Here is a 23,220-nt window from a genome sequence, read left to right on the forward strand (position 1 = left end):
CGAACAAGCTACTTCTCCCAGGCCACCCGCTGCACCATCCCGAACCCCGCGTACAGAACGACGAGGAAGCTCCCGCCGTAGCTGACGAGCGGCAAGGGCAGCCCCGTGATGGGCAGCATTCCAATGGTCATCCCGAGGTTGACGGCCAGGTGCGCGAAGAATACGGCGAAAACGCAGAAGGCCACGGAGCCTCCGAAATCGTCTTCCGTATCGACCGCCGTCCGCAGCACCCTGTACAGGAGCAGCGCGAAGAGCACGAGAAACACCGCCACCCCGACGAAACCGAGTTCCTCCGCGACGACGGAAAAGATGAAGTCCGTGTGTTGCTCCGGGAGGAAGGCGAGGCGTTTCTGTGGGCCCTGCGCGAACCCCGCGCCGAGCAGACCTCCCGACCCGACGGCGACCTTTGACTGGACCAACTGCCAGCCCGAACCGAGAGGATCGATCTCCGGGTCGAGGAAGATCAGAAGCCGGTTCCGCTGGTAGTCGGCGAGCGAGTTCCAGACCGGGAGGGTGAGCGCCCCGGCCGCGACGTTCGCGAGGAGGACGCCCACGGAGTCCGGCATGTAGGGACGGTCGATGTACAGACACGTCGCGACGATCAGAAACCACCCGCCCCACACGATCCAGTTGAAGCCGAGCAGCAGACCGACACCCGGCGTCACGAGCAGGAAGATCCTGAACAGCGGGACGCCGGCCCAGAAGAGTGCGGCGATGAGGATGACCGCGAAGACGAGGGCGCTCCCCAGGTCCGGCTGCCGCAACACGAGACCGAGGGGAACGACGACGAGCAGGAGGGGTTTCCAGAGCATCACCAACCGGTCGTATCCGCCGCGGTCGCCTCCCAGGACCCGGGCCAGCATCAGGATCGTCGCCAGCTTGGCCACTTCCGCCGGCTGGACACGTGCGGGTCCCAGTTCCAGCCAGCTCCCGCTCGGGCCGGTCCCGATGACGAGCACGAGGAGCAGAAGCAGGATCGATGTCGCGTAGAACAGCGGCGCGAGCCATTCCAGGAAGCGGATCGAGAAGCGGGAGGTCACCCAGAGGGCGACGATCGCCACGGCGAACCAGGTGAGCTGGCGGAGCCAGATGCCGGTGGCCAGCGACCGGATGTCCACCTGCCCGGCCGAGTAGATCATGGCGATCCCCAGCCCGGTCAGAAGGACGATCAGGGCCAGGAGCGTGGGATCTCCGATCCCGGGGATGCGGCGCGACACGGTCACCCGCCCGTCTCGACCGAGGCCTGGGCAGAGGGACGGACACCGGGCGTGGCTTCGGGCGGCAGGCCGAGGGTCTCCAGATGGCGGTCGACGATTCGGGATGCCAGAGGCACGGCGAGGGAGGGCTGGTTGTCGGGATGCCCGTGCTCGACGATGGCCGCGACCACGATCCGCGGATCATACGCGGGCGCGAAACCCACGAACCAGGAATGGGGTTCGCCGTGCGGATTCTGCGCGGTCCCTGTCTTTCCGGCCAGCGTCCAGCGCGAGAGGCGGCTGCCGTACGCGGTGCCACCGGGCTGGTTGACGACGCGAACGAGCGCGTCGACGAGCTGCTGCCGTTGGGTCTCCGACAGATCGAGCGTCCAGTCCACACGTCGTTCCGCGAGCAACTCGTCGCGCGCAAGGTGCGGCTGGACCGGCGATGGGCCCGTCGCAAGGGCGGCGTAGAACTGCGCCATCGTGAGCAGGGTCTGCGCGTTTTCTCCCTGTCCGATCGAGAGGCTCATGATCACGGACTCGAACCAGCCGCCTCGCCCGTACCGCTGGTCATACCACTCTCTGGAGTCCGGGAACCGTCCGCTGACCTCGAACGGGAGATCGATCCCCGATGGGCGGTCGAAGCCCAGCACCGTTGCCTCCTCAAGGAGCGTGTCGAGCCCGATCCGTTGTCCCGCCTGGTAGAACCAGACGTTGCAGGAGCGCTGAATCGCCTCCGCCAGATCCAGCCGCCCGTGTCCACGCGACAGCCAACAGCGGAAGAAGCGGTTCTGGTAGGCGAGCCCGCCCGCGCATGTGTGCGTGTGGTAGGTGTCGATTGTGAGGTCTCCCGTCTTCATCCCGATGGCGGACATGATGGGCTTCCAGGTCGATCCGGGCGGATACTGGGCCAGGGTGACCCGGTTCAGGAGCGGCTTGTCGGGATGCTCGCGCAGTGAATTCCAGAGATCGAGCGGGATTCCTCCGATGAAGGCGTTGGGGTCGAACGCGGGGTGGCTGTAGAGGACGACGACCTCCCCCGTGGCGGGGTCGATGGCGACCACAGCCCCACGCATATCCGCCGGGAAGATCGAGTCCGCGAACAGCTGCAGGTCGAGGTCGATGCCCAGGTGGAGATCGTCGCCGGGTTGTGAGTTCAGCCCCTGCGCGACGCCGAGGTCCCGAACGATCGTGCCGAGCGCATTCACCTCCACGTACCGGACCCCGTTTCGTCCGGCGAGTCGGCTCTCGTACTGCGCCTCGAGACCCGCCTTCCCGACCGTCTGGCCGGCGGCGTATTCGACGTAGTCGGGCCGCGCCAACTCCTCTTCGCTGATCTCTCCCACATACCCGATGAGGTGCGCGACGGCGGAGCCCGCCGGATACCGCCGGTGGGGACGCTGAGCCACGGTCACGCGGCGGAACTCCGGGCGGCGCTCCTCGATGAAGGCCACCTGTTCGAAGCTCGCGTTCTCGCGCACGACCAGCGATTCGTGGGGCCTGGCGCGATTCCGCTCCAGCAACTCCGCGCGCCACTCGGGAGAGAGCTCCAGTTGGTCGGCGAGGCGGTCGAGACCGGCGGCAATCGAGTCGCGCGGGCCCGGCAGGAGCGAAAGGTCGTAGCCCGGTACGTTGTCCGCGACGGCGCGCCCGTAGCGGTCGTAAATGGTCCCGCGCGCCGCCGGAACCGTGACGCTCCGGAGGCGATTCTCGCTCGATTGGAGCGTGTATCGATCCCCGCTGAAGAACTGCAGGCGAAGAAAGCCCCACGCCAGCAACAGCAGGAGAGCGAACAGCGCGCCGGCCGCCACGCGCCCGCGCCGTCTCCGGAACTGCCGATCTCCGTTACCACCCCTCATCTCAACCCCTCCCCGACCGGCCGTGACGAAGCGTCAGGCTCCGCCGATACGAAGCGATAGACCAGCCAGCACAGAACCGTGGTCAACGCGGCCGACGCCGGCGCGTTCACGAGAAGCGCGCCCATCGAGGCGTCCTCCTGGACCAGCAGCGACACCGAGGCCCGCAGGGCCCACGTCCCAAGGAACATGGAAGCTACCACGAAGGTGTCCGAGTCAGAATATACGATGCGGCGAAGCCAGCCACCGATGCACGCGAAGATGGAAAAGAGAAACATGGTCAGGCCCAGGGGGCCGAGGGAAATCGACGCCTCGAGCAGGCCCAACAGACACCCGAACACGGCGGCTCGACCCCAACGCAAGAGAAACGAACCCAGCAGGAGTCCGCCCGCGAGCAGATCGGGCCCGATCTGCCAGCGGCTCCACAGCGGGTGGAGGGCGAAGTGCAGCAGCAGCAACAGAAGGACGGTGAGCCACTCTCTCCGAGCTCTCACCGACGGGCCGGCACCGTGTCCACCGTGCCCGCCGCTCCCTCCGTCTCCGGCTGATCCCGTACGACCTCGGGCTCTTCTTCCGCGGGGAGATCGGGACGCTCCCAGACGAAGACGTCACTGACTTCCTGCGGCCACACCGCCGGCTCGACCACGTAGCGCTTCATCCACCCCGCCTCGGGTTCCGACGGCTCCCGGACGTGCCCCACCGGTACGCCGGGCGGGTAGACGGCGCCGATCCCGGTCGTCAGGAGCAGCGTTCCCGAGGGGATTTCGGCCTGGAAGGGCGCACCCTCGAGCAGCAACAGCGGCTGTCCGCCCTCGAGGCGCATCGGCCTCACCAATCCCGACACGGCCCCGTCTTCCGTCATCACGCTGACGCGAAAGTCGGCGTGGCTCCAGAAATCTCCGCTGACCCCGCGCCCTTGCGGTGCTCTCGCGACGCCCACCAGGCCGAGTCCGGTGAACACGCCGACGGGCAAGTCCAGCTCCGAGGGATCAGGGCCCGACAGGAAGAAGATGTCGGGATTCCCTATCTGAGGTCGACCCGGATAGACGATTGCAGGCAGCGTGGATCCGATCCGCCGCGCCGCGCGCCCGCTGTCCGGAGGCGCCTCGCCGACGGACGCGGACCGCGCGCGATATCGCATGAGAAGTTCCGTCAGAGAATCCCGCTCCGCGACGAGCACCCGGTTGCGTTGCTCGATCTGCCCGCGCTCCGAAACGACGCGATGGAGCCGGAGGAACGGATAGAGCACCGTCCCCCGGACGGCGGACTCGATCTGGCCCTCCTGTTCCCGGGGAAGGCTCGCGGCGATTCCGCTCAAACCGAGCACGACGACGAGGGCGACCACTTCGAGCGGCCGGCGGCGCGGAGGACGGGCGCCCGGGTAGCTCACGGTCGCCGGGAGTCCCGCATCCCGGTTCCGGCCCTCACGGCACGGCTAACTGGTAAGCACTCCACGGTACCGTCCGAAATTCTCGAGGATCTTGCCACACCCCCGAACCACGCAGGTGAGAGGTTCCTCATCGACGTGGATCGGGAGCCCCGTCTCTTCCGCAAGCAGCGTATCCAGACCGCGGACCAGAGCCCCTCCTCCGGTCATCACGACGCCCCGGTCCACGATATCGGCCGCGAGTTCCGGCGGCGTGATCTCGAGCGCGCGTCTGACCGCGGCCACGATCTGCTGTATCGGTTCCTGGAGGCACTCGCGGATCTCGGCCGAATGGACCCGGACGGTCTTCGGAATCCCGGACACGAGATCGCGGCCCTTCACCAGCATCTCCCGGTCCTCGTCCGTGGGATAGGCCGATCCGATCTGGATCTTGACGGCTTCCGCAGTGGGCTCCCCGATGAGGAGATTATAGTTCTTGCGGAGAAAGGACACGATCGTCGAGTCGAGTTCGTCGCCCCCCACGCGAATCGACGTGTCGGCGACCGAACCGGAGAGCGCGATCACGGCGATCTCGCTCGTTCCGCCCCCCACGTCGATGATCATGTTGCCGGTCGGCGTCTCGACGGGCAGTCCGACGCCCACCGCCGCCGCCATCGGTTCGGCGACCATGTAGACTTCCTTGGCACCGGCCGCATGCGCGCTCGATCGGACCGCCCGGCGCTCGAGTTCCGTGATCCCGGAGGGCACACCCACCACGACGAGCGGCCGGATCTTGAAGAACCGCGACGTCATCACCTCCTTGAGGAAGTAGCGGATCATCATCTCGGTGACGTCCACGTCGGCGATCACGCCGTCCTTCAAGGGTCTGACCGCTTCGATCCCGCTCGGGGTCCGGCCGAGCATCCGCTTCGCGGAGAGGCCTATGCCCACGATCCGCCCGGTCTCCTTCCGGACGGCGACGACGGACGGTTCGTTGAGGACGATCCCTTCGCCTTCCACATGGACGAGCGTATTCGCCGTGCCCAGATCCACTCCGATCTTGCTGACCGGGAGGAGACTGCTCCGCAGCGACCACTTTCCCATCTAGGAGTTCGAACCTTGGATGAGTTTCGAGGTTGCGCGACTGCGGGACACGGGAGGCGGGCCTCCGAAGTGGCGGGTCTCATAGGGAGCGCCCTGCAGGAGGGCGCCAGACGCCGCAATGTATGGGTGCTGTCGGGTGCGGGAAAGTCTGTTTTCAGGGCATTCCGGGGCACCGTACCGGCGATCAGCCCCGAAACACATCGAGGGGCGTATGCTCTAGGTGGAAGGCGTCGGCGACCGCGCCATAGGTGACCCTTCCGCGGGCAACATTCACGCCGAGGGCAAGATCCGGGTCGACCAGACAGGCGGCCTCCCAGCCCCGTTCCGCCAGCCTGGCGACGTACGGAAACGTGGCGTTCGTGAGCGCCAGCGTGGACGTTCGCGGTACGGCCCCCGGCATGTTGGCCACACAGTAGTGGATCACCCCGTGGACTGTGTACGTCGGGTCGTTGTGCGTCGTGGGGCGGGCCGACTCGACGCAACCACCCTGATCCACCGCCACGTCGACGACCACGGAGCCGTCCTTCATGCGCCGCAGGTCGTCGTGCCGCACGAGTTTCGGCGCCTTTCCGCCGGGGACGAGAACGGCTCCGATCACGACATCGGCGCGCTCGATCTGCTCAAGGATCGAGTGCCGGTTCGAGTACAGCGTATCGACGTTCGCCGGCATCACGTCCGCCAGGTAGCGGAGCCGCGGCAGGCTCACATCGAGGACCGTCACATGGGCGCCGAAGCCGGCCGCGATCGTGGCCGCGTTGGATCCGACGACCCCGCCCCCGAGGATGACGACCTCGGCCGGGAGCACGCCGGGCACCCCGCCGAGCAGGATCCCGTATCCGCCCGAGGTCCGCTCCAGGTACTTGGCCGCTTCCTGAACGGCCATGCGCCCCGCCACCTCCGACATCGGCGTGAGGAGAGGCAGTTCGCCCGCCGGAAGCTGCACCGTCTCGTAGGCGATCGCGATGCAGCCGCTCTCGATCGTCCGCTGCGTGAGCCGCTCGTCGGCCGCGAAGTGGAAGTAGGTGAAGATGACCTGTTCCGGCCGCATGAGATCGTACTCGGCCTCGATGGGCTCCTTGACCTTGACGATCAGCTCCGCCCGTGCCCACACGTCCGACGCCGAGTCGAGCATCTGGGCGCCGGCGGCCCTGTAGACATCATCCGGGAAGCCACTGCCAAGACCCGCGTTGCTCTCGACGCAGACCGTGTGGCCGGACAGGACGAGCGACTGGACCCCTGCGGGGACGAGCGCCACCCGGTTCTCGTCCGTCTTGATCTCCTTCGGCACGCCGACGATCATCTTGTTCGCTCCGGGCGAAGGATCACCTTCCGACCGGTGCGGATCCCGCGAGGGCGGGCTCAGGCGCCAATTCGAGCGTGGCGAGCCGGTCGGGGGCGAAGTAGGCGGCGGCTTCGAGACATTGGTCCCGGTCGACCGCGTCGAGCCGGGAGGCCACCTCATCGAGTGTACGATAGCGGTGCCCGTACAGGGCGATGCCTGCCAGTCGGCCCATCCGCGCGACGGGCGATTCGAGTGAAATCAGGAACTGGCCCTTGAGCTGGCTCCGGGTGTCGTCCAACTCGGCTTCCGTCAGCCCCTCCCGCGCGAGACGAGCCAGTTCCCCGGTCAACGCCTCCCGCGCTTCGTCCGCCGTCTCGGGCCGGGTGCCGACGTAGGCGCCCACGTGCCCCGCCCGCGAGAAGAAGGCGTGGAAGCTGTATACGGAGTACGCGAGCCCGCGCTCTTCGCGGATGTGCTGGAACAGCCGTGAACTCATCCCCCCGCCGAGCGCGGTCGACGTGACGTAGATCGCGTAGCGCAGCGGGTGGCTGTACGGGATCGAGAGTCCGCCCATCACGATGTGCGTCTGCCCGCCACCCGGACTCCGGAGACGCCGGAAGCCGGTCCCGCCGACCGGCGCGGGGGGATCCTCGGGGGCCGATCCAGGCGCCCGGTCGGGGAGCCAGCGCGCAAGCCCGGCCACCAGAGCCTCGTGCTCGACCGCTCCCGCCGCCACGACGACCACGTTGTCCGGGCGGTATGCGCGCCCGTGCGCCGCCGCGAGCGCGGTCGCCGGGAGCGACCGTACCGATGCCCGGGTCCCGAGGATCGGCTCGCCATACGGGTGTCCTCCATACAGGAGGCGGGCGTGCTCCTCGAACGCGACATCCTCGGGGACCTCCGCTGCCGCCGCGATCTCCTCGAGCACGACATCCCGTTCCACTTCGAGATCGCGCTCGTCGAGGAGGGGCCGGAAGGCGAGGTCGCAGAGCACGTCGAGCGCGACATCCAGTTCGCCGGCCGTCACCCTGGCCTGGAAGGCCGTGGATTCGTGCGTCGTGTACGCGTCGAGCGCACCCCCGAGGCGTTCCAGCTCCCAGGCGAGATCCCGCGCGGAGCGGCGGCGCGTCCCCTTGAAGACCATGTGCTCGAGCAGGTGCGACACGCCACTCTCGGCCGGGTCCTCGTGCACGCGCCCCTGCCGCACCCAGAGACCGAGAGCCACCGAGCGAACCGAGTCCATGCGCTCGCTCAGCACGGTCATCCCGTTCGGCAGACGGGTCCGGTGGACCGCCCGGTCCAGCCGCTCCGACCCCGCACGGCCCGGGTGGGGGTCTCCGCCGGCCGCCGCGACCGGCTGCGCGCTCCTGGCGGGCCCGCGCGGTCGCGGGCCCGCGTGGATCGTGCTCAGCCCTTGTCCGCGGACGCGAGGGCCGCGCGGCGGGAGAGCTTCATGCGTCCGCGGTCATCCACCGCCAGCAACTTCACCTTCACTTCGTCGCCGGGCTTCACGACATCCTCGGTCTTGTCGGTTCGCCCTTCCTCGAGTTCGGAGATGTGGCACAGCCCCTCGACGCCGGGGATGATCTCCACGAACGCTCCGAAGTCCGTCGTGTTCTTGACCACGCCGCGGTAGATGCGTCCGACCTCGGGCTCCTGCACGATGGCCTCGACCATCTCTCGCGCGCGCTCGGCGCCCTCGCCCGTGGGGGCCGCGATCGTCACCACCCCGGTATCCTCGACGTTCACATCCGTTCCCGTCTCCTCCTGGATCATCCGGATCGTCTTCCCCTTCGGCCCGATGACCTCGCCGATCTTCTGGGGGTTGATCTGGACGGTCACGATCCGCGGCGCATGCGGCGACATCTCCTCGCGGGCCGCGGGCAGCGTTTCGTTCATGACGGCCAGGATGCGCAGCCGCGCGTCCCGGGCGCGGGCCAGCGGCTCCCGCATCGTGTCGACGGACAGCCCGTCGGCCTTGATGTCCATCTGGACGGCGGTGATGCCTCGCTCGGTCCCGGCGATCTTGAAGTCCATGTCGCCGAGGGCGTCTTCCACACCGAGGATGTCGGTCAGGATCTCGACCTGGTCGCCCTCCTTGATGAGCCCCATGGCAATGCCCGCGCACGGGGCTCGCATCGGAACGCCCGCGTCCATGAGGGACATCGAGCCGCCGCACACTGAGGCCATCGAACTGGACCCGTTCGACTCGAGGACGTCGGACACGACCCGGATCGTGTACGGAAAGTCCTCGTATGCCGGGAGGAGCGCCTGGAGCGCACGTTCGGCCAGCAGCCCGTGACCCGTCTCCCGACGGCTCGTCCCCCGGAACATTCGGACCTCGCCCGTCGCGAAGCCGGGGAAGTTGTAGTGGAGCATGAAGGACTTCGATGTCTGCTCGCGGATGTCCACCGAGTCGATACGCTGCTCGTCTCTCACCGTCCCGAGGGTCGCCACGGCGAGCGCCTGCGTCTGCCCACGCGTGAACAGGGCCGAGCCGTGGGTTCGCGGCAGCAAGCCGACTTCGCAGGTGATGTCGCGAATGTCGTTCACGCCCCGGCCATCGATCCGCTCCCCGTCATCGAGGATGCGACGGCGCATGATCTCCTTCTCCAGCTTCCGCAGGGCCGCGCCGACATCCTTCCCGCAGCCTGGGTGCTCTTCCTCGAGGCGCCCGGTGATGTCGCCGCGCAACGCGGAGAGTGCACGTCCGCGTTCGTCCTTGTCCGCGATCTTCAGCGCGTCGCCCACCCGGCCGGCGGCGTCCATGGTGACCTTCGCGACGACCTCCGGATCGGGTCCGACGGGCTCGTACTCGAACGTCTCGGGCGCCCCGGCCATCGCCACCAGCTCGCGCTGGAGACCGATGAGCTCGATGATCGCTTCCTGTCCGACGCGCATCGCCTCCAGGAACTCCTCTTCCGTGGCCTCGAGGCAGGCGCCTTCCACCATCACGATCGAATCTTCGGAGCCCGCGACCACAATCTCGAAGTCACACATCTCCAGGTCGTCGAACGTCGGGTTGACGAGCCAGCGGTCCTCCATGCGGGCTACGCGCACTGCCGCGATGGGCCCGTCCCACGGGATCGGCGAGAGGAGAAGCGCGGTCGAGGCTCCCAGCAGACCGATCACATCGGCATCGTTCTCCTGGTCGGCGGAGATCACGAAACAGACGACCTGGGTATCGTTGCGATAGTCGGCGGGAAACAGCGGTCGAAGCGGGCGGTCGATCTGCCGCGCCGACACCGTCTCCTTGTCGCCGGGGCGTGTCTCCCGCTTGATGAAGCCGCCGGGGAACTTTCCGGCGGCATAGGTCTTCTCCCGGTATTCGACCGTGAGCGGGAAGAAGGGGAGGTGCGTGGGCTTGCGGTCTGCGGTGGCGGTGACCAGCAGCGCGGTCTCTCCGTATTGAACGTAGACGGCGCCGTCCGCCTGGCGGGCCATGCGGCCCGTTTCCAGGATGAGGGGCCGACCATGGAACTCGGTTTCGATTCTGTGCGTCATTCTCTTCTTCTCTCTTCTTGTCTCTTCTCGTGTCTTCGGTGACGCCGCGGCTTTTCCCGGGCGCCGCGCCGGCCCGCGACGATCGCGGGGGCTCATGGCGTGGTTTGGTGTCCTATGCATCAGCTTCTTTGCCGTCAGCGCCCCGGCCGCGGAGAGGTTCTCTTCGGCGGCCCGAGACGTGAATGAAATGGCGGGTGGCCCGGCAAAGCGGGCCGTCGGCGGCGGACGGCGGAGAGCCTCGGGGCCGGACATCGCCTCAACGGCGTAGTCCGAGCTCCTCGATGACCGACCGGTAGCGGTCGAGATCGGTCGTGCGAAGGTAGTTGAGCAGTCGGCGGCGACGGCCGACCATCTTCAGGAGTCCCCGGCGGCTGTGATGATCCTTGGGGTGGCTCCGGAAGTGCCCGGTCAACTCCTCGATACGAGCCGTAAGCAGCGCGACCTGCACCGGCGCCGACCCCTGATCGTTCTCGCGCCGCGAGAACTTCTCTATGATTCCCTGCTTCGTCGTCTTTTCCACGTCGTTCGATATCCCTCGGTCCCTGCCCCTCATTGCGCGGAGGAGCCGGGAGAATTTGCCGGCCGCCCATCCGGGGCGTTTCAGATACAGTCCATAAGTTTAGATTCGGCGCTCGTCGCTGTAAAGGTACACGCTTACGCGGCGCGGCGCCCGCATGGCCTGTTCACCGAAGCCACGCCGAAGTCACGACCGCGAGGATCTCCAGGCTCAGGCACGTGCCCGCCCAGAGGAGAAGCGCCCCTCGCGGTCCGATTCCCAGGTTGGCGAGCCAGGAGGCCTCGCCCCGGCGGCGCTGGTCGATCCACGCCAGGAAGACGCAGACCGCGACGAGGGGCAGCGACACTTCGCCCACGAGCACCGATCCGGTCGCGCCGCCCTCTTCCGGCAACGGGACGGCGCCGCGCAACGCCGCGAGCACGGCCCGGAGCGTGACCCATATCACGGCCACCGACGCCGCGACCGGCAGCGGGACCCGTACGGCGCGCCGAAGCCACGCCGCCCCGCGCTGCGGAACGCCGACCGGCGCGTGGCGGGCGAGGCTCGCCGCGACCGGGGCCGGAGCGGAGGCTGCGGCGCTCAGTGGGGAGTCGCGAGGTCGGCGACGGCCGAGGTATTGGCCGACGAATTCGGGATGCGCCCACGCCTTCTCCGGAGACCCCAGGACGCGCGTCCCGCCGGCGACGATCCACACGACTTCATCGGCCACGGCCAGCAGCAACTCGACCTCGTGTCCCGTGACCAACACCGCCGCGCCCCGCCGTGCCGCATCGCGGAGGGCTCGGGCCGTCCGGCCCTGATGGGCGGGCGACAGTCCCGCGAGAGGCTCGTCCGCGATCAGGCAGACCGGATCACGAAGGAGGGCGAGGGTGAGCTCCACGCGTCGGCGCTCTCCACCCGAGAGTTGCCAGATCCGGGAGCGCACGAAGGGAGCCACGTCGAGCGGATCCTGATTCGCCGGCGGTTCGGACCGCGGGAACGCCGCCCGCAACGTCTCGAGGTGGGTCTCCACGCGCTGTCGCGGCACCGCGAGGCCGCGGTCGGGGAGGAAGAAGAGGCCTTCGCGCGCCATGCGGGCGAGGCGGGGGTTGAGCGTCGCGTCGCCCCGCCAGATCACGCTCCCGTTTTGCGCAGCCTGGAGCCCCAAGGCACAACGCACCAGCGTGCTCTTCCCCGACCCGTTGCGCCCCAGCAGCACGGTCACCTGCCCCGGCCGGACCTGGACGGACGCCGCCTTGAGGACCTCCGTCTCTCCGAAACGCTTCACGAACCCCTCCGCCGCGAAGACCGGCCTGGCCGCTGCTTGCCCGGCCTCGCTCACATGCCGGGGCGATCGGGCGAACGGCAGTCGGGGCCCTCGAGGGACGGGGCGTAGAGCACCGCTCGAGGCACCACGCCGTCCTCGCGCACGCCGAACACGAGTCCCTCATCGCCCGTGATGCGCAGCGCTTCCTCGTGCCGCGTCCGCGCGACGAGTTCTCCGCTCGCCGGGTCGACGACCTCGAGCACCGTGTCCAGTACGCGGTTGAGCTGGAGCTCGGCGGGATTCACGTCGGCGTTCTCCTGCCAGTGCTCGTCCGCGACCCACGTCGCGATCCACAGCAGGCCCTCGGCGAAACGGAGGCTCATCACGACCGACGGGGTCGGCGCCGTGATCGGCGTGCCCGGCTGAGGCGGGCCGGGATCGAACCAGTCGGCCTCGCCTGTAAGGCGCCGGACCGGCTCGCGGTCCCCGTCCGCCTCCCACGCCTCGAACGCGTACCCTCCGGGCCGCGCCGACCACAACCGGCCGCCGCCGTCCAGACCCACGGGCGCACGGAAGAAGTTCGCGGTCCACGGCTCCGCGGACACGGACCCGAGGCGCGCGAGCGCCGTCCCCTCGCCATCGACCACCTCCGTCACCACGCTCAGCCCCCCGTCGCCGACCCCGAAGCCGGACACGAAGAAGCGGGCGTCGCCATCGAGGGCGACGAAGTCCAGGACCTGAAGCGTGCGTACGTCCACGGTCTGCAGCACCTCGCCGCCAGCCGACACGTGCGTGATGCGGCGGTTGCGGATGTCCAGAATCAGCAGGCTCCCATCGGGGCCGAGGCGGATGCGCCCCGGCAGCCGATACTCTCCCGGGCCGTCGCCCGCTGCCCCCAATGTGCGGCGGAAGCGCCCCTCCGCATCGTAGACCAGCAGCTCCCCCCGGTTCTCCGGACTCGCGACGACGAACTCTCCGTCCCGGGTGCGCGTGATCTCTGGACGCACTCCGATCGTTCCCGTGTCTTCCAGTTCGCCGAGACGAAGCACCTCGCGCAACCCGACGACACAATCCGGAGGATCCATCGAAATGGACACCAGCTCCTGGGCGGAAGCGGTTCCCGGCACCCCCGGCATTGCGAGCAGGCTCGCTCCAGCCAGCGTCGCCAGGAGCATCTCATGAGATCTCATCGACAATTACCCATCACTACCCATCACCATTGTCCATGCCGCTCAACGTCGCGCGAAGAACTCGCGCCCGGCCTCCAGATCTCGTCGCATCTGCTCGATCAGTCCGGCCTGCGTCGCGAACGGTCGCACCTCGCGCAGCCTGTGGAGGAACTCCACGACGACCCGCTCGCCGTAGATGTCCTGCTCGAAGTCGATCAGGAACAGCTCGATCGTGGGGGGCGAGCCCACGAAGGTCGGGCGCGGGCCCAGGTGCAGCAGCCCCTCCCTCAGTTCGGTGCCTACACTCGCGCGCACCGCATAGATCCCCTCGGCGGGGAGCAGCTTGTCGGGCGGGGGGGGCGTGAGGTTGGCGGTCGGGAAGCCGAGCGTCCGGCCGCGTCCCAGTCCGTGGATCACGGTCCCGCGCAGCGAGTAGGGACGGCCCAGTCCCGCGGCCGCGGCCTCCATGTCGCCCTCGGCCACCGCACACCGGATACGGGTGGAAGAGACGGCCCCGCTGCCCACCTCGACGCCGCCCACGACCGCGACATCGAACCCGTGCATGGCCCCGAGCCGCTCGAGCACGCTCACGTCGCCGGCGCGTCCGCGCCCGAACCCGTGGTCGTATCCGATGACGAGTTCCGACGCGCGGAGCCGCCGCACGAGGATCTCTTCCACGAACCTTTCCGGCGAATACCGGGAGAACTCGGTCGTGAAGGTGACGAACGCGACGTAATCGAGGTCGAACTGGGCGAGGATCTCCTTCTTCTCGTTCGGCAGCGTGAGGAGTTGCGGGGCCGCGTCGGGGCGGACGACCCGCAGCGGATGCGGATCGAACGTAAGGAGCACGGACGAGCCCGCGCGCGCCTGCGCCCGGCTCCGCACCTGTCGGAGGATCGCCTGGTGGCCGAGGTGGACGCCATCGAAGGTCCCGACGGTGACGACGGTGGTGTCCACGTGCGCCGGAAGCCCGCTCACGCCGCTCACGCCGGGAACACCTTCCTGGGGAAGAGCCGATCGTCGCGGGCTTCCGCGATGGCCACGAGAGTGTCGCCGGCGACGAGGGCCAACGGGCCCGCCTCGGGCTCCGCGGACGTGAGGTCCGTCCACAGCGGAGGGAGCAGATCGCCCCGTTCCACCGGCCGTCCGTTGCGCACCTCGGCCTCTTCCCGGCCGCTCAGCCGGCGTTGGGGGAACCAGGGCAGGGCTCCGGGACCCGGGCGCCAGGCCGGAAGCGCGGCCGTCACCGCGTCCGCGGCTTCCTCGGGGCCTACCGCTTCCGCCAGCGGGAAGGGACCGATCCCGGTGCGGCGCAACGCGGTCAGGTGCGCGCCGGCGCCGAGGTCCCGCCCTATGTCGCGGGCCAGCGCGCGTACATAGGTGCCGGTAGACACGCGGGCGCGGAAGCGGACGCGCGGCAAGTCGACCTCCGTGACCGTGAGTTCGTGGAAGACCACTTCGCGGGCCTCCAGGGCCGGCCGGTCTCCGCGACGGGCCAGATCGTAGGCACGCTCGCCGCCGACGTGCCGCGCCGAATACACGGACGGCACCTGACGTCCCTTCCCCACACGGGCGGCGAAGGCGGCTCGGACCCGCTCTCCCTCGCAGCCCCGCCAGGCGGGGCTCCCCGAAACGGTCACCCCCGTGAGGTCGTCCGTGTCGGTCTCCCGTCCGAGTTCCAGCGTGGCCTCGTACGACTTCGGGAGGGCGTGAAAGAAGTCCGCGAGCCGCGTGAACGCTCCCACGAGCGCCAGGAGCAGCCCGGTGGCAAAGGGATCGAGCGTCCCGGTGTGGCCGACCCGGCGGACGCCGAGCGCGCGCCGCAGCCGAAGCATGATGTCGTGCGACGTGGCGCCGGCCGGCTTGTCCACCAGGAGCAGACCCGCGTCAGGCCTCACTCGGCCCGTCGCTCTCGCGCACCCGGCGGAGGAGCGCTTCGATCCGGCTGGCGTGTTCCGGCGTCTCGTCCGGCAGGAAGCGGAATTCGGGAATCTTCCGGAGCCGGAGTGACCGCCCGAGTTCGCGGCGAATGAAGCCGATCGCGTGCTCCAGACCCTCGATACCCTCCGCCACATCACCATCGGACCGCACATAGACGGTGGCGAAGGAAAGGTCCCTCGTCGCCCGTACGTCCGTCACCGTCACGCCATCCAGCCGGGGATCCTTCAGCGGACCCAGGAGCAGCCGCGAAAACTCCCGCCGGAACAGCTCGCCCAGGCGCTCGCCCCGGTGGCGGTGGCTCACTTCCGCGCCCCCGCCTCACGCCGCCGGATCAAAGGAACTCCCTCTCCGACTCGACGACGTGCGCCCGAGGGTCCGAGCGCAGGAAGCGGTCCACGCCGCCCAGCACGGACTCGGCGTGGCGGCGATCACCGGAGACGACGGAGACCGTGATCTCGGCCATCGACGCGCGGTCCTGCAGACCGGTCTCCGCGGCCGAGACCCGGAACTTCCCGATCGCCCGCTCGCGAAGGCCACGGATGACCGAACGCTTCGTCTTGAGCGACCGGCAGCCCGGAAGGTGAAAGACCCAGCGACCCACCCCGATGACGGCCACGACACCTCGCGCGGCGTCAGCCGGCCGGTGCTCCGGAGAGGGTGCGGGCGACTTCCACGACCTCGAAGCACTCGATCACATCGCCAGTCTTGATATCGTTGTAATTCTCGACGGAGATGCCGCACTCGTACCCGCCCCTGACCTGGCGCACGTCCTCCTTGAACCGCCTCAGACTCTCGATCCGCCCCTGGTAGATCTGGACCTGGTCGCGGAGCAGGCGGATGGGGAGGTTGCGCCGAATCTCGCCGGACTGGACGTAGCAGCCGGCGATCGTCCCCGCCTTGGGGACGCGGAAGAGTTCCCGGATCTCGGCCATCCCCACCGTGATCTCCCGCTGTTCGGGCACCAGCAGACCCTCGAGGGCGAGGCGGATCTCCTCGACCGCCTCGTAGATCACGTTGTAGATCCGGATCTCGATCGATTCGCGCTCGGCCGTGGCCGCGGCGCCCGCGTCGGGACGTACGTGGAAGCCGACGATGATCGCCTGCGAGGTCGAGGCGAGGAGGATGTCGGACTCGTTGATGCCGCCGACCGCCCGGTGGATGACCTCGACCGAGACTTCGTCCGTCGAGAGGCGCTCGAGGCTGTCGGAGAGCGCCTGCACGGATCCGTCGGTGTCGCCCTTGATGACGATGTTCAGCCGGGCGCGCTCGCCGGCCTTGACCGCCTCGAACACGTCCTCGAGACGCGTCCCCGTGGCCTTGCGGCGAATGTCCTTCTCACGCTCGAGCTGCTGGCGTCGGCTCACGATCTCGCGGACGCGCGCCGCAGGAAGGACGACGAGGGAATCACCGGCCTGCGGGACGCCCTCGAGCCCGAGCACCCTCACCGGGACGCCGGGCCCCGCGCGGTTCACCTTCCGGCCACGCTCGTCGAGCAGCGCCCGGACCCGTCCGGCGTGCAGCCCGCACACGAAGTCCGCACCGACCCGCAGCGTGCCACTCTGGATCAGGACCGTCGCCACGGCCCCCATGCCCTTGTCGAGCTGGGCCTCGACTACGGTGCCGCGGGCGTCACGATCCGGGTTCGCCCCCAGCTCAAGCAACTCGGCCTGTAGGAGAACCTTCTCCATCAGGTCTTCGAGTCCGGCGCCCGTCTTCGCGGACACGCTCGCGCCCAGGACGTCGCCGCCAAACTCCTCGAGCACGACTTCATGCGCGAGCAGTTCCCGCTTCACCTTGTTCACGTCGGAGGACGGGAGATCGATCTTGTTGACCGCCACAACGAGCGGTACGCCCGCGTTCCTGGCATGGCTGATCGCTTCGATCGTCTGCGGCATCACGGAGTCGTCGGCCGCGACGACCAGGATCACGACATCCGTCACCTCCGCGCCACGCGCGCGCATGGCGGTGAAGGCCTCGTGACCCGGCGTGTCGAGAAACGTGATCGTGCGTTCCTCCGAGAGTTTCACGTGATAAGCGCCGATGTGCTGCGTGATCCCTCCCGCTTCGCCCGCGATCACGTTGGTCCTGCGAATGCGGTCCAGCAGCGAGGTCTTTCCGTGGTCGACATGACCCATGACGGTCACGATCGGGGGCCGCGGCGCGAGCTTGCCCTCCTCCTCGGCGTCGTCCTCGTCGATGGTGGCGAGGTGCGCCTCGAAGGCCTCCTCCCGGATCGCGCTGTAATCGGCTTCCTCGCAGATGAGCTCGATCTGCTCGAAGTCGAGGCGCTGGTTAATGGTCACCATCAGACCGAGGTTCTTGAACGCGGATGTGATGATCACCTGCGGGGCGACCTCGATGAGATCGGCGAGTTCGGACACGGTGAGGAATTCATTGACCCGTACCGTGGCCTTCTCCACCTGCCGCTCGATTTCGCGCTGCTCCTTCTCGGCCTCCCGCTGCTGCTGCTGCGTATCCCGGCGCCGCTTCCGCGTCGGGGACTGGCCCATCGCGGCGAGCGTCTTTCTGAAGTTCTGCTGAACCGCGTTCCCGTCCACCCGACGGCGCTTCTTCCGTTCCCCTCCCCGGGCCTTGCGACGGCCGTCGACCGTGTAGCCCGCGGCCGAGATCCTCACCTTGCCTCCCGGGCCGGCCGAGGCGGTCGGCCCCGACCCGGCGGCGCCCGGCGGCGCGTCCGCCGGCATGTCGCGTCGCACCGGCTTGGGTCGGCGCTCGCGGCGGGATGGTGCGGACGGCTCTTCCGCAGCGGGTTCCGGCGCATCCCGGGCGGCATCGGCCTGGTCGATTTCCGCTTCGACCGGCTCGGTAGGCTCCGCGTCCGCGGACTCCTCCTCCGGCTCGACGATCGCCTCGGGCTCCGGCTCCGGGATCTCCTCCACGACCGGGGGTTCGACGGCCTCCGGGGTCTCGACCACGGAATCGACGGCCTCCGGGACCTCCACGACGGCCTCGACCGGCGGCTCGACCACCGCCACCTCCGTCGTGTCCGGGGCAGGAACCGGATCGGCCGGAGGATCGGCGGACGGCTCCACCGCCTCGGCGACCTCGGTCGCGGGCGTGTCCGACGGTGTGAGCGTCGGAGGCGTCGCGCGGCGACGCCTCCGACGGCGGCGCACACGGGTGGCGGTTCCCGCCATGGCTTCGCCGCGCCGTTCGCGCTCCAGCCGAGCGTGAAGGCGCGCCACGTTCGTCGGATCCACGGTGGACATGTGGCTCCGCACGGGCACATCCATTTCGCGAAGCAGCTGGATGAGGCGACTCGTCTCGAGTCTCAACTCCTCCGCGACCTCGAAGACACGTTTCTCTGTCAAGGCACCCGCCCTTCGGGGTCTCCTGCCGACCCGGAGCTGTGATCGCCCCCCGCGGGAGCACACTCCGCTTCGAGAATCCGCGCGGCCAACGCCACATCCGTGACGCCCGCTACGGCGACATCGTTCCTTCCGAGCGCCCGTCCGAGCGCCTCCCGGCTTGCGACCGTGACGCGCGACGCCGCGCGCGCTTCGGGCGGCAAACGGCCCAGCGCATGTCGTGAGGCGTCCGACGCCACCACGAGCAACGCGAGCCGCCCTCTCCGCGCCGCGCCATCCACCGCGCGGGTGCCGAGCGCCACGCGGCCCGCCCGCATCGCGATCCCGAGCAGACCGAGCCTCCCGTTCGCGAGCGTCATCGCGGGCCGCCTCGGCTCAGCTGGTCGCCTCCCCGGAAGCCGCCGCCCTGTCCAGGGCCTCCGGGGCCATCTCGCTGCCGGCCACGTCGGCCGTCTCGCCAGCCTCCTCCTCCACCGCCTTCCCGGCCGCGGCCGCGTCCGGGGGCGTCTCGACGACGGTCAGCTCGTCGATCAGCGCTTCGAGCGTATCCGCCTCATCCCCTCCGATCCCGGGGACCTGGAGAAAATCCCCCCGGTCCATCTCCAGCAGGCCGTAGAAGCTGCCGATTCCCGCCGCCTCGAGCGCGGCCAGCGTTGCGGGCGCGATTCCCTCCAGTTCCGAGAGCGGAAAATCGGAAATCTCGTAGTCCTCCCCGCCCCCGAACAGGCCGCTCCGGCCGCCCCGCTCCATCCAGTCCCGGCTGGAGTAGAGATCGATCTGCCACCCGATCAACTGGGACGCCAGACGCACGTTCTGCCCGTTGCGTCCGATCGCGAGCGACAGCTGGTCCTCATCGACGATCGCGGTGATCACGTGGCGCTCTTGATCGGAGATCACCTTGGCCACCCGGGCCGGAGCCAGCGCCCGGCGAGAGAAGATCTCGGGATCGGGGTGCCAAGGGACGATGTCGATGCGTTCGCCGCTCAGTTCGGAAACGACCGCTTGCACGCGAGAGCCCTTGAGGCCGACGCACGCTCCCACCGGATCGACGGATTCGTCGCGGGACGCGACGGCCACCTTGGTGCGCCCCCCGGCTTCCCGGACAATTTCCTTGATCTCCACGATATTCTGGTGGATCTCCGGCACTTCGAGCGCGAACAGGGACGCGACGAACTGCGGGTCCGCACGCGACAGGACGAGCCGCGGACCTCGAGACGTCTCCTCGAGCAGCTTCAACACGGCGCGGATCGGCTCGCCCTGGCGGAAACGCTCCCGGGGATTCTGCTCTCGCCACGGGATGATGGCCTCCGCTTCCCGGGAACGATTCAGCATCACGACAAGCTTGCCCCGCTCGCTGGCCTGCACTTCGCCCGACACGAGATCCCCGACCCGATCGTTGAATTCCATGCGAATCCGGTCGCGCTCACCTTCGCGAATCCGCTGGATGATCCGCTGCTTGGCTGCCATCACGGCGCTGCGCCCGAATTCCCTGAAATCGACCGGGATCTCCATGAGGTCGCCGACCTCGAAGTCGGGATCGTCCCAACGCGCCTGCTCCAGGGTGACCTCGCGCGCGGGGTCCTCGACATCCTCCACGACCTCCTTCAGCACGACGATCGAGATGTCTCCTTGGTCCGTGACGTCGATCTCCGCTTCGACCGGACCTCCGAACCGACGAGCCAGCGCGGCATGGATCCCCTCGCGGATGAGTCCCTGCAACTCCAGTTCCGTCAGCGACTTGTTGGCCGCCATCATGCGGAACGCCTCAACGACCGGGATCTGATCGCTCATCTCTTCCCTCTATCTCCCTCGCCGCCTTCCACCGCGTCCCAGTCGTATACAAGACGCGCGGAGGCAACGGCCTCCAGCGGAATCTCCACGCGATCCCCATCGACCTCCAGCGCAAACGCCTCCGGGGGCCCGGCGGCCAGCCCGAGGAGCGTCCCGTCGAGGCGCCGCCCGCGTTCCGCCAGCGGCACGTACCCCTTCACGCGGACCCGCGACCCCGCGAAGCGCGCGTAGTCCGCCGCCTTCACCAGCGGCCGGTCGACTCCCGGGGAGGAGACTTCCAGCACCCAGTTCTCCTCTCCCACGTCCGCTTCCGCCGAACGGGCGCGGAGTTCCATCGCGACCGCCGCGCAATCCTCCACCGTGACGCCCGATTGGCCGGCCGAAACGTCCGGGCGGTCGATCCGGAGCCGGAGCAGCGGCCGGCGGCGGCCTCCTCCGCGCTCCAGCTGCACGACCTCGAACCCCAGGGCCTCGACGGCCCGCTCGATGTGCGCCGCGTCCAGAATGGTCGACCTCCGGCGGCCCGCGGCCGCGCCCGGTAACCGTTTATCAGCAAAAAAAAGTGGGGCCCGTACAGCTTCCCCACTTCGAGTAACGCCATCGCCCGCCGGGCCCGCGCGGGACGGTATGTGGACCTGCGGCTGTCAAGATAGGGCGGACGCAAACCGGCGGCAACCAAGCCCGGCGGGGGTCGTATCAGTCCCTTCGGCGCCCCAGAAACGCGGCCATCCGGCCCGCCTTGCCGCCACTCGCGCGATGGGAGTGCAGGGGGATCGGACCGCAGGCGGTACAATGCCGTGAACTCGAGATCGAGGCGTGGTCCACTCCCGCCGCGAGGGCCTGCCCGGCCAGCAGGCCCCTCAGATCAAGGCGGGCGCGCCCTCCCGGGAAACCGAAGGCCGCGAGCACGGGCCTGTCGACCTCGTAACAGCCGCCGCAGATGGCCGGGCCGAAGTGCACGCGAAGCTCCCCGGGCGCACCTCCGCCGGTCCGCCACAGACCGACGAGGGCGCGCACAAGGATCCCCGCCGCGGCCCCTCTCCACCCGGCGTGGACGAGGCCCATCCGTCCCGTCGCCCGACTCCAGAGCGCCATGGGAACGCAATCGGCCGCCGTGGCGGCGAGCAGGCACCCCCGGGCGCCCGTGACCTGGCCATCGACGCGACCCGCCCGTTCGACGACGGGGACCGCACCCTCCGTGCCCGAACGGCGCGGCACCTCGTGGATCGCGGTACCGTGGACCTGCGTCGGCACCGATACGCGGCCGAAGCCGAGTCCGCGGGCCAGCGTCCCGTAGGCCTCCGCCACCCGCGCCGGTGACGAGGCCGCAACCCCGAAATCTCCCCGGGCGGCCATGGTGATGCCACACACGATGTTCGGATCCAGCGCCTCCCACGGCGTCAGCCTGAGGACCCCCTCACGCGAGACTTCCTCGACTTCGAACCCATCGAGCGCCCGGGCGCCGATGATTTCCTCCGGGGCGCCCCCCGCCGCGACCCGCCCGGGCGTCACGGGCCGTCCGGCGCGACGCGTTCGATCCGGGCGCCCAGCGCGCCCAGTCGTTCGTGGATGCGCTCGTATCCGCGCTCGATCTGGCCGATGTTGTGCACCTCGCTCGTGCCTTCCGCCGCGAGGGCCGCGATGAGCAGCGCCATGCCGGCGCGAATGTCGGGACTCTCCAGCCTCGCCCCTCGCAGGGGGGACGGCCCGACCACGACCGCGCGGTGCGGGTCGCAGAGGACGATTCGGCCCCCCATCGCGATCACCTTGTCCACGAAGAACATCCGGGACTCGAACATCTTCTCGTGGATGAGCACGATGCCGCGGCATTGGGTCGCGGTCACGAGGGCGATGCTGGTCAGGTCGGCGGGAAAGGCCGGCCAGGGTCCGTCGTCGAGCTTGGGAATCTGGCCGCCGAGGTCGGGCCGGATCTCGATTCCGCCGGCCCCGTGCACGAGCAGGTGGTCGTCGCGCCAGCCGAACTCCACCCCGAGGCGCTGGAATCCGACCCGCAGCGGGTCGAAATGGGCTCGGTCCACGTCCGCGATACGAAGGTTCGAACCGGTCGCCGCGGCGAGACCGATCACGCTCCCGACCTCGATGTGGTCGGACCCGAGCCGAAAGGTCCCGCCTCCGAGGGCGTCCACCCCCTCGATGAGCAGTCGCGGGGTCCCGATTCCTTCGATCCTGGCGCCGAGCGTGACGAGAAAACGGCACAGTTCCTGCACGTGCGGCTCGCTCGCCGCGTTGCGAAGTTCCGTCGTCCCCTTCGCCGTCACCGCCGCAAGCACGGCGTTTTCCGTCCCCGTGACCGAGGGTTCGTCCAGAAAGATCGAAGCGCCGTGAAGTCGACGGGCCCGCAGCAGATAGTGGTCCCCGACGTCCACCGTCGCGCCCAGCGCCTGGAGCGCGAGCATGTGCGTGTCGAGGCGCCGCCGGCCGATGAAATCGCCGCCCGGCTGGGCGAGCTGAAACGTGCCGATGCGGGCCAGCATCGGGCCGGCCAGAAGCACCGAGGCCCGGATGCGTCCGACGACTTCCGGGTCGAGCGCCGCTCCCGGAGCGATGTCCGCGGCGCTCAACTCGAGGACGCCCGGGCCGGCCCAGCTGCCGCGCACCCCGAGATCCTCGAGCAGGCGGAGCAGCGTCTCCACGTCCTGGATGCGAGGGACGTTCTCCAGCCGGACGGGTTCACGCGTCAGGAGGACTCCGGCGAGGACCGGAAGGGCGGCGTTCTTGTTCCCGGCCGGCGTGAACACGCCGCTCAGCGCGTGTCCGCCCTCGATCCGAAAGTGCATCGCGTCTCCTCCCACCCGTCCCTCGACCGCGCGGAAAGTAGCCGGCGGGCGGAGGAGGGCAAGCGATGTTGAGCCCCTCGGGGGCCGGGCCTATACTCCCCTCCAACTTCCCCCGTAA

At 69.1% G+C, this 23,220-nt stretch carries 21 protein-coding genes; all 21 read right to left on the reverse strand.

What is annotated here, in order from left to right:
- Nucleotides 1–8: 8 nt before the first annotated feature.
- The 21 genes from rodA to murA all read right to left on the reverse strand — a co-directional run bounded on the left by rodA (nucleotide 9) and on the right by murA (nucleotide 23,102).
- Nucleotides 9–1,223, reverse strand: coding sequence for a rod shape-determining protein RodA (gene rodA / locus ACPXY0_RS07590; protein ID WP_423929935.1), 1,215 nt, complete (start codon nucleotides 1,221–1,223; stop codon nucleotides 9–11).
- Entirely contained in the window at nucleotides 1,220–3,058 is a 1,839-nt protein-coding gene (mrdA, locus tag ACPXY0_RS07595) for a penicillin-binding protein 2 (protein ID WP_423929937.1), read from the reverse strand. Before mrdA ends, rodA begins: the two co-directional genes overlap by 4 nt.
- On the reverse strand, nucleotides 3,055–3,549 hold the full coding sequence (locus ACPXY0_RS07600; RefSeq protein WP_419941830.1) for a hypothetical protein: 495 nt from the start codon (nucleotides 3,547–3,549) through the stop codon (nucleotides 3,055–3,057). Before ACPXY0_RS07600 ends, mrdA begins: the two co-directional genes overlap by 4 nt.
- Nucleotides 3,546–4,445: a rod shape-determining protein MreC gene (locus ACPXY0_RS07605; protein ID WP_423929939.1), complete on the reverse strand. Its 900-nt coding sequence runs from the start codon at nucleotides 4,443–4,445 to the stop codon at nucleotides 3,546–3,548. Before ACPXY0_RS07605 ends, ACPXY0_RS07600 begins: the two co-directional genes overlap by 4 nt.
- 45 nt (nucleotides 4,446–4,490) lie before the next feature.
- Nucleotides 4,491–5,525 carry a rod shape-determining protein gene (locus ACPXY0_RS07610; RefSeq protein ID WP_423929941.1) on the reverse strand — a complete coding sequence of 345 codons (1,035 nt, stop codon included), beginning with the start codon at nucleotides 5,523–5,525 and terminating at the stop codon, nucleotides 4,491–4,493.
- Nucleotides 5,526–5,709: 184 nt separating this feature from the next.
- Nucleotides 5,710–6,825: an alanine dehydrogenase gene (gene ald, locus ACPXY0_RS07615; protein WP_423929943.1), complete on the reverse strand. Its 1,116-nt coding sequence runs from the start codon at nucleotides 6,823–6,825 to the stop codon at nucleotides 5,710–5,712.
- A gap of 22 nt (nucleotides 6,826–6,847) precedes the next feature.
- A complete protein-coding gene (locus ACPXY0_RS07620) occupies nucleotides 6,848–8,071 on the reverse strand; it encodes a M16 family metallopeptidase (RefSeq protein WP_423929945.1) in 1,224 nt (407 codons plus the stop codon).
- A gap of 143 nt (nucleotides 8,072–8,214) precedes the next feature.
- On the reverse strand, nucleotides 8,215–10,311 hold the full coding sequence (locus ACPXY0_RS07625; RefSeq protein WP_423929947.1) for a polyribonucleotide nucleotidyltransferase: 2,097 nt from the start codon (nucleotides 10,309–10,311) through the stop codon (nucleotides 8,215–8,217).
- A 256-nt stretch (nucleotides 10,312–10,567) separates the two neighbouring features.
- Entirely contained in the window at nucleotides 10,568–10,864 is a 297-nt protein-coding gene (gene rpsO / locus ACPXY0_RS07630) for a 30S ribosomal protein S15 (protein ID WP_419936833.1), read from the reverse strand.
- Between the two features lie 130 nt (nucleotides 10,865–10,994).
- A complete protein-coding gene (locus tag ACPXY0_RS07635; RefSeq protein ID WP_423929949.1) occupies nucleotides 10,995–12,095 on the reverse strand; it encodes an ATP-binding cassette domain-containing protein in 1,101 nt (366 codons plus the stop codon).
- 50 nt (nucleotides 12,096–12,145) lie between these two features.
- A complete protein-coding gene (locus ACPXY0_RS07640; RefSeq protein ID WP_423929951.1) occupies nucleotides 12,146–13,264 on the reverse strand; it encodes a 6-bladed beta-propeller in 1,119 nt (372 codons plus the stop codon).
- Between the two features lie 42 nt (nucleotides 13,265–13,306).
- Nucleotides 13,307–14,230, reverse strand: coding sequence for a bifunctional riboflavin kinase/FAD synthetase (locus ACPXY0_RS07645; RefSeq protein WP_423929953.1), 924 nt, complete (start codon nucleotides 14,228–14,230; stop codon nucleotides 13,307–13,309).
- Nucleotides 14,227–15,141 (reverse strand): tRNA pseudouridine(55) synthase TruB, encoded by a 915-nt coding sequence (gene truB / locus ACPXY0_RS07650; RefSeq protein ID WP_423929955.1) that lies wholly within the window; start codon nucleotides 15,139–15,141, stop codon nucleotides 14,227–14,229. The genes ACPXY0_RS07645 and truB overlap by 4 nt, the downstream gene beginning before the upstream one ends.
- A complete protein-coding gene (rbfA, locus tag ACPXY0_RS07655; RefSeq protein ID WP_419166314.1) occupies nucleotides 15,131–15,487 on the reverse strand; it encodes a 30S ribosome-binding factor RbfA in 357 nt (118 codons plus the stop codon). Before rbfA ends, truB begins: the two co-directional genes overlap by 11 nt.
- A 28-nt stretch (nucleotides 15,488–15,515) precedes the next feature.
- Nucleotides 15,516–15,800, reverse strand: a complete 285-nt coding sequence (locus tag ACPXY0_RS07660; RefSeq protein WP_419941841.1) for a DUF503 domain-containing protein — start codon at nucleotides 15,798–15,800, stop codon at nucleotides 15,516–15,518.
- A 16-nt stretch (nucleotides 15,801–15,816) separates the two neighbouring features.
- Nucleotides 15,817–18,516 (reverse strand): translation initiation factor IF-2, encoded by a 2,700-nt coding sequence (gene infB, locus ACPXY0_RS07665; protein WP_423929958.1) that lies wholly within the window; start codon nucleotides 18,514–18,516, stop codon nucleotides 15,817–15,819.
- Nucleotides 18,513–18,872 (reverse strand): L7Ae/L30e/S12e/Gadd45 family ribosomal protein, encoded by a 360-nt coding sequence (locus ACPXY0_RS07670; protein ID WP_419941843.1) that lies wholly within the window; start codon nucleotides 18,870–18,872, stop codon nucleotides 18,513–18,515. Before ACPXY0_RS07670 ends, infB begins: the two co-directional genes overlap by 4 nt.
- A 16-nt stretch (nucleotides 18,873–18,888) precedes the next feature.
- On the reverse strand, nucleotides 18,889–20,304 hold the full coding sequence (gene nusA, locus ACPXY0_RS07675; protein ID WP_423929960.1) for a transcription termination factor NusA: 1,416 nt from the start codon (nucleotides 20,302–20,304) through the stop codon (nucleotides 18,889–18,891).
- Nucleotides 20,301–20,933, reverse strand: coding sequence for a ribosome maturation factor RimP (rimP, locus tag ACPXY0_RS07680; protein ID WP_423930608.1), 633 nt, complete (start codon nucleotides 20,931–20,933; stop codon nucleotides 20,301–20,303). Before rimP ends, nusA begins: the two co-directional genes overlap by 4 nt.
- Nucleotides 20,934–21,000: 67 nt before the next feature.
- Nucleotides 21,001–21,816 (reverse strand): polyphenol oxidase family protein, encoded by an 816-nt coding sequence (locus ACPXY0_RS07685; protein WP_423929962.1) that lies wholly within the window; start codon nucleotides 21,814–21,816, stop codon nucleotides 21,001–21,003.
- Nucleotides 21,813–23,102 carry a UDP-N-acetylglucosamine 1-carboxyvinyltransferase gene (murA, locus tag ACPXY0_RS07690; RefSeq protein ID WP_423929964.1) on the reverse strand — a complete coding sequence of 430 codons (1,290 nt, stop codon included), beginning with the start codon at nucleotides 23,100–23,102 and terminating at the stop codon, nucleotides 21,813–21,815. The genes ACPXY0_RS07685 and murA overlap by 4 nt, the downstream gene beginning before the upstream one ends.
- Between the last annotated feature and the right edge of the window lie 118 nt (nucleotides 23,103–23,220).

The sequence above is a fragment of the Candidatus Palauibacter sp. genome, assembly GCF_965237495.1.
Classification (GTDB): domain Bacteria; phylum Gemmatimonadota; class Gemmatimonadetes; order Palauibacterales; family Palauibacteraceae; genus Palauibacter.

Excerpts from the sequence above, each read along its gene's own strand:
- mrdA (WP_423929937.1), bottom strand. The coding sequence starts at position 3,058 with ATGAGGGGTGGTAACGGAGATCGGCAGTTCCGGAGACGGCGCGGGCGC.
- ACPXY0_RS07610 (WP_423929941.1), bottom strand. The coding sequence starts at position 5,525 with ATGGGAAAGTGGTCGCTGCGGAGCAGTCTCCTCCCGGTCAGCAAGATC.
- ald (WP_423929943.1), bottom strand. The coding sequence starts at position 6,825 with ATGATCGTCGGCGTGCCGAAGGAGATCAAGACGGACGAGAACCGGGTG.
- ACPXY0_RS07620 (WP_423929945.1), bottom strand. The coding sequence starts at position 8,071 with ATGACCGTGCTGAGCGAGCGCATGGACTCGGTTCGCTCGGTGGCTCTC.
- ACPXY0_RS07625 (WP_423929947.1), bottom strand. The coding sequence starts at position 10,311 with ATGACGCACAGAATCGAAACCGAGTTCCATGGTCGGCCCCTCATCCTG.
- rpsO (WP_419936833.1), bottom strand. The coding sequence starts at position 10,864 with ATGAGGGGCAGGGACCGAGGGATATCGAACGACGTGGAAAAGACGACG.
- ACPXY0_RS07640 (WP_423929951.1), bottom strand. The coding sequence starts at position 13,264 with ATGAGATCTCATGAGATGCTCCTGGCGACGCTGGCTGGAGCGAGCCTG.
- ACPXY0_RS07670 (WP_419941843.1), bottom strand. The coding sequence starts at position 18,872 with ATGACGCTCGCGAACGGGAGGCTCGGTCTGCTCGGGATCGCGATGCGG.
- nusA (WP_423929960.1), bottom strand. The coding sequence starts at position 20,304 with ATGAGCGATCAGATCCCGGTCGTTGAGGCGTTCCGCATGATGGCGGCC.
- murA (WP_423929964.1), bottom strand. The coding sequence starts at position 23,102 with ATGCACTTTCGGATCGAGGGCGGACACGCGCTGAGCGGCGTGTTCACG.